The following is a 5,918-nucleotide window of genomic DNA, read 5'->3' on the forward strand; positions in this document are numbered from 1 at the left end:
GACATCGGGCTGTCCTTGGCGTGGCAAAGCGCAACAGTCGAAGGAGTATCATCTTGGCTGTCACCATCACCTCCCTCATTCTTTTCCTCATCGGCCTGGCACTCGGCGGCGGCGGCATCCGCCTGGCGATGCTGGGCGGCAGCTGGTACTATGTCGTTGCTGGCCTTGCCTTCCTGATCGCCGCCTGGCTGCTCTACCGGCGCCGGTCCACCGCACTGTGGCTCTACGCGGCGATCGTGCTCGGCACGCTGGCCTGGGCGGTCTGGGAAACCGGCTTCGACTGGTGGGAACTCGGGCCTCGCGGCGGCGTCATCGTGCTTCTCGCTTTATGGCTGCTGACGCCGTGGGCGAGACGGGGTCTTGTCGGCCCTGACGCACGCGCGCCGCTGATCCTTGCCGTGCTGGCATCACTGGCCGTCGCCGGTTATTCGATGACTTCGGATCCGAAGGACATTGCCGGCGAACTCGGCACCGACAAGGTGGTCGCCAACGCCAATCTCGGCAATGACGTGCCGGCCGGCGAGTGGCACTATTACGGCCGCACGCAGTTCGGCCAGCGCTATTCGCCGCTCGACCAGATCACACCGGACAATGTCGCCAAGCTGCAGCCTGCCTGGACCTACCAGACCGGCGACGTGAAGGGACCGGACGATGTCGGCGAGACCACCTATCAGGTGACGCCGCTGAAGATCGGCGACACGCTCTACATCTGCACGCCGCATAATTTCGCCATCGCCATCGATGCCGCGAGCGGCAAGGAGAAATGGCGCTTCGATCCCAAGGTCAAGCTCGACAAGGACCGCCAGCACCAGACCTGCCGCGGCGTGGCCTATTACGCCGATGCCGCCGGCGCCGCCGGGCAGCCCTGTGCGACCCGCGTCTACCTGCCGACCTCGGACGCGCGGCTGATCGCGCTCGACGCCGCCAACGGGCAGATCTGCCCGGCTTTCGCCGAGGGCGGCACGCTGAACCTTCTGACCAACATGCCCTATCCGAAGTCGGGCTATTATTACTCGACCTCGGCACCGCTGATCTCAGGCGGCAAGATCATTGTCGGCGGCGCGGTCAACGACAATTATTCGACGCAGGAGCCGTCCGGCGTCATCCGCGCCTACGACGCTGCCACCGGCGCGCTGGTGTGGAACTGGGATTCCGGCAATCCGGACCAGACGACGCCGCTGCCGGCCGGCCAGACCTATACCGCCAACTCGCCCAACATGTGGTCGACGCCGAGCGCCGACGAGAAGCTCGGCCTGCTCTACGTGCCGCTCGGCAACCAGACGCCGGATCAGCTCGGCGCCGGGCGCAGTGCCAATGTCGAGAAGTTCTCGTCGTCGATCACCGCGCTCGACCTCAACACCGGACAGGTGCGATGGGTGCGGCAGACCGTGCACCACGATCTCTGGGACATGGACGTACCGGCGCAGCCGAGCCTGATCGACATCACCAAACCCGACGGCACGGTGGTGCCGGCGCTGGTCGGACCGACCAAGCAGGGCGATCTGTATGTGCTCGACCGCCGCACCGGTGAGCCGGTCATCGCGGTCAACGAAGTGCCGGCGCCCGGCGGCGCGATCGAAGGCGACCACACATCGCCGACGCAGCCGGTCTCCGATCTCACCTTCATGCCGAAGCCGCTGACCGGCGCCGACATGTGGGGCCTCACCATGTTCGACCAGTTGGCCTGCCGGATCGAATTCCAGGGCCTGCGCTATGAGGGTCGCTATACGCCGCCTTCCGTCCAGGGCTCGCTGATCTACCCCGGCAATTTCGGCACCTTCAACTGGGGTGGCGTCGCCGTCGACCCGGTCCGGCAGGTGCTGTTCGGCATGCCGACCTATCTGGCGTTCAAGTCGCAGTTGATCCCGCGCGATCAGGTGCCGCCGCCGGACGAAGGGCGGGGCAGCGAACAGGGGCTGAACCGCAACGAGGGCGCGCCCTATGCGGTGGTGATGGGACCGTTCCTGTCGCCGCTCGGCATTCCTTGCCAGGCGCCGCCCTGGGGCTATGTCGCCGGTGCCGATCTCAGGACCGGCAAGATCGCCTACAAGCACCGCAACGGCACCGTCTACGATATGACGCCGCTGCCGCTGCCGCTGAAGGTCGGCGTGCCCGGCATCGGCGGGCCGATGATCACCGCCGGCGGCGTCGCCTTCCTGGGGGCCGCAGTCGACGACTATCTGCGCGCCTACGACCTGACATCGGGCAAGCAGCTGTGGCAGGCGCGGCTGCCGGCCGGCGGGCAATCGACGCCGATGACCTATACGGTCGCCGACGGCCGCCAGTTCGTGGTCATCGTCGCCGGCGGCCACGGTTCGGTCGGCACCAAGCCGGGTGACTATGTGATGGCCTACGCGCTGCCGAAGTAGGGGCGACAGGGTGACGCGATCTTTCAGAGGTCGCGCCGCCCCTCATCTGTGCCGGTGTCCTTTCCCCGCATAGTGACGGGGAAAAGTGCCCGACTGGGCGATGAGGGGCGGGAATCTTCCGATCGGCCCGTTGTCGATCAGCCAATCCCCAAATGACCCTTCAGGCTGGGCACCGAGCCGAGCACCTTGTTGGTCAGGTCGGGGCCGGCGGCGGCTTCGGCCTGCTGGATCAGCGTCGCGCCGGCCTTCTGGATCTGCGCCATGTCGAGCCCGGATGCCTTGAGCGCGGCGATGCCGTTGATCAGCGCGCCGGCCTTCTCGCCGAGAACGCCGCCAAGCGCGCCCTGCAACGACGACAGAAAACCGCCACCGCCGGCCGGAGCGGCGGCCATGACGTCATATTGATGGGCGAGGTCGTCGGCGCCGGGGATTTTGGCGAAGAACGCCGAGGCGCTGGTGCCTTCCGCCTCGTGTTCGAGCACCGAGAAAATGGTGCCGACGACTTTCTCCGTCGTCGCCTGGTCGAGGCCCGCCTTCTGCGAAACGGTGTTGACGATGTCCTGGACGTTCATGGCGTCACCTCAACCCTGGGTTTTCGTGTTGCGGTTCCGCTCAGTGCGGACCCTGATCAACGATAGTCTGCCTGCATTCACAACCATCGAGCGTAGGGCCAAAGCGGCGGCCCCCGCAAGGACGACCGCGCTGGCGAGGATCGGGGAAGGCATGGTCATGGTCTCGCTTCCTTCTGGGTCTGAGGCACGCGGTCAAGATACCGTCGATAGCCACCTTCCTTCACGATTGTGGCAGCGCCAGCAGGATTTATCGCCAATGACTAAAAAGTGATGACACGGCCGCGCATGGGCACCGGCTTTGCTGCCCGGACGCGGCCGGCGGCATACGCCTGAGGCAATCGACGGCAGCGATGAGTGCTCGACTGGATGATGCCGGCTTGGTCCCTATGTAGCTGGGAATTGAAGCCCGAAGCAGAGGAGCCCATCCATGACGAGACCCGACGCCAAGCCCACCATCACCCAGGCGATGATCGACGCCTATGACGAGTACACGCATCTGACGCTCGATCGCCGCCGGTTCATGGAGCAGTTGACCCGGCTTGCCGGATCAGGTGCGGCGGCGGCGGCGATCGCGCCTCTTCTGGCGGCAAATTCGGCGCAAGCAGGAATCGTCGCCGACAACGATCCGCGCGTGAAGGGCGAGGACATCAGCTACCGCGGCGGCAGCGGCGAGATGAAGGGCTATCTGGTCAAGCCGGCGAACCAGACGGGCAAGCTCGGTACCGTCATCGTCGTGCATGAGAACAGGGGGCTCAACCCGCATATCCGCGATGTGGCGCGGCGCGTGGCGCTGGAAGGCTTCGTGGCGCTGGCGCCGGATTTTCTGTCGCCGCTCGGCGGCACGCCGACCGACGAAGACAGGGCGCGCGACATGTTCGGCAAGCTCGATCCGGCGCAGACCATCGCTGACGGTGTTGCGACCGTCGCTTTCCTCAAGAGCGACAAAGACGGCAACGGCAAGGTCGGCGCTATCGGCTTCTGCTGGGGCGGTGGCACGGTCAACATGCTGGCCGTCAACGCGCCCGATCTCAGTGCCGGCGTTGCCTATTACGGCATGCAGCCGAAGGCCGCCGATGTATCCAAGATCAAGGCGGCCTTGCTGCTGCACTATGGCGGACTCGACGAGCGCATCAATGCCGGCATCGACGCCTTCAAGAAGGAACTCGACGCGGCGCATGTCGACTACACGGTCTATGTTTATGAAGGCGCCAACCACGCCTTCAACAACGATACGTCGGCGGCGCGCTACGACAAGAAGGCGGCTGACCTCGCCTGGGGCAGAACGATCGCCTTCCTTCGGGAAAAACTGAAATGACTTCAGCTGTCATGCCGCCGGCGCCCAGGCGGTTTCGAAGGCCGGCGACAGGGTGAAGCCGGCCGGCCGCGCCGAAACGGGGGGCGGGCGGCGCATGCCTTCCTGCAGGTACCGCAACGCCGACGTCAGCCCGTTCATCGTGTAAGGCTTGGCTATGACGCCGATCGCGCCGGCGAAATGATCGGGGATGCGCTTCGGATTGGCGGTCATGAACACCACCGTCGAACTCTTCCTTTCGCCTATGTACTTGGCCACGTCGATGCCGGACGGCCCGTCACTCAGATGGATGTCGACGAAGGCGATATCGGCTTCGGTCGCATCCGCCATGGCCATGGCTTCCGCCGAAGAGGTCGCCCAGCCGACGACGCTGTGGCCGGCGTCCTCGACAAGGCTCTCCAGCTCCATTGCCAGCAGCGCTTCGTCCTCGATGATCAGGACCTTGAGCGGCTCAATCATGACACATTCCCTTTTTCCTGAGGTTCGTTCGGGATCGAGATAACGACCTTCGTGCCGGGGCCGGTGTCGCGCCATTCGATCTCGGCATGCAACTGGCGGGCGAGCGATTTGATCAGCCGCATGCCGAACGAGGCATCGCCGTTGGCGTCGGCCATGCCGACGCCGTCGTCCGACACCTCGATATTCAAGTGGCCGTCGGGCTGGCTCATTTTGATGCCCAGGCGGCCGGCCGACATTCCGTCGGGCTTGGACTTGAAGGCATGCTTGAGAGCATTGGTGACGAGTTCGTTGACCATCAGAGCGACGGGCGTTGCCTTTTCCGCGGAAATGACGATCGGTTCCAGGTCGAGAGCCGGACTGATCTCAGAGCGCCCCGACGCCGTCAGCAGGTCTGTCACCAGATCCTTGGCGAAATCCGCCACATCGAACTTGCTGACGTCCTTCGACTGATAAAGCCGCCGATGCACGGTGCTCAGGGCTTCGATGCGCTCCAGCATGGTGGTCAACGAACGCCTGATCGCTTCGTCCCGTATGGTCCGCCGCTGCATAATGATGAGGGAAGAGATCATCTGCAGGTTGTTTTTCACCCGGTGATCCACCTCATGCAGCAAGGTGGTCTGCGCCTCGAGGGCGGCTTCCAGTTCCGCGGTGCGTTCCTTCACCGCCTTTTCGAAGCGGTCCTTGTCCGCGTTGATGCGACTCTCCGATTGTTTGCGATCCGAGACGTCGAGCTGCGATGCGAAAAAGAACTGCAAATCGCCTTTGTCGTTCGAAACGGGGCTGATGTAGAGCGCGTTCCAGAAGGTCGAGCCGTCCCTGCGGTAGTTCAGGATATCGACGCTGACATCGGTTTCATCCTCGATCGCCGCGCGTATCTGTTCGACAGCGGCCTTGTCGGTCTTCGGTCCCTGCAGGAAGCGGCAGTTCCTGCCCAGAACCTCATGACGCTCATATCCGGTCAGTCGCAGGAAAGCGTCATTGGCGAACACGATAGGATTGTCCTGCTGTCGGGGATCGGTAATGATCATCGACATGCGGGTGGCGCGGATAGCCGCCGCGAACGGATCGCCCTTGCCGTGCTCGACATGCAGATCGTCCGTCATGTGCCATGCGTCGGCAGGCTCCCTGGTCCGTTTCCATTCCATTCTGTCACTCCAAGCCATTTTCGCGGGTGACAACGGATCAGACGCCGATTTGGTTCAATCT

Annotated in this window: 5 protein-coding genes; 2 read left to right on the forward strand and 3 right to left on the reverse strand. The window is 64.1% G+C overall.

Translation table 11 applies throughout. The annotated features are described in order from the left end of the window. Positions 1-53 precede the first annotated feature (53 nt). Positions 54-2,369 (forward strand): glucose/quinate/shikimate family membrane-bound PQQ-dependent dehydrogenase, encoded by a 2,316-nt coding sequence (locus tag EN884_RS22405; protein WP_063168289.1) that lies wholly within the window; start codon positions 54-56, stop codon positions 2,367-2,369. Positions 2,370-2,506: 137 nt separating this feature from the next. Here the strand turns inward: EN884_RS22405 and EN884_RS22410 are convergent, their stop codons facing one another. Beyond that, the gene (locus EN884_RS22410; protein WP_013530999.1) at positions 2,507-2,941 is read right to left on the reverse strand and encodes a hypothetical protein; all 435 of its coding nucleotides are present in this window, start codon (positions 2,939-2,941) and stop codon (positions 2,507-2,509) included. 427 nt (positions 2,942-3,368) lie between these two features. Between EN884_RS22410 and EN884_RS22420 the strand changes: the two genes are divergently transcribed. Then, on the forward strand, positions 3,369-4,256 hold the full coding sequence (locus EN884_RS22420; RefSeq protein ID WP_063168288.1) for a dienelactone hydrolase family protein: 888 nt from the start codon (positions 3,369-3,371) through the stop codon (positions 4,254-4,256). A 9-nt stretch (positions 4,257-4,265) separates the two neighbouring features. Here EN884_RS22420 and EN884_RS22425 read toward each other — a convergent pair whose 3' ends face one another. Beyond that, positions 4,266-4,712: a response regulator gene (locus EN884_RS22425; RefSeq protein WP_063168287.1), complete on the reverse strand. Its 447-nt coding sequence runs from the start codon at positions 4,710-4,712 to the stop codon at positions 4,266-4,268. Further along, positions 4,709-5,857 (reverse strand): histidine kinase dimerization/phosphoacceptor domain -containing protein, encoded by a 1,149-nt coding sequence (locus EN884_RS22430; protein ID WP_027160613.1) that lies wholly within the window; start codon positions 5,855-5,857, stop codon positions 4,709-4,711. The genes EN884_RS22425 and EN884_RS22430 overlap by 4 nt, the downstream gene beginning before the upstream one ends. Positions 5,858-5,918: the final 61 nt, after the last annotated feature.

Source organism: Mesorhizobium sp. M7A.F.Ca.AU.001.01.1.1, from assembly GCF_004022735.1.
In the GTDB taxonomy this organism is placed as follows: domain Bacteria; phylum Pseudomonadota; class Alphaproteobacteria; order Rhizobiales; family Rhizobiaceae; genus Mesorhizobium; species Mesorhizobium ciceri.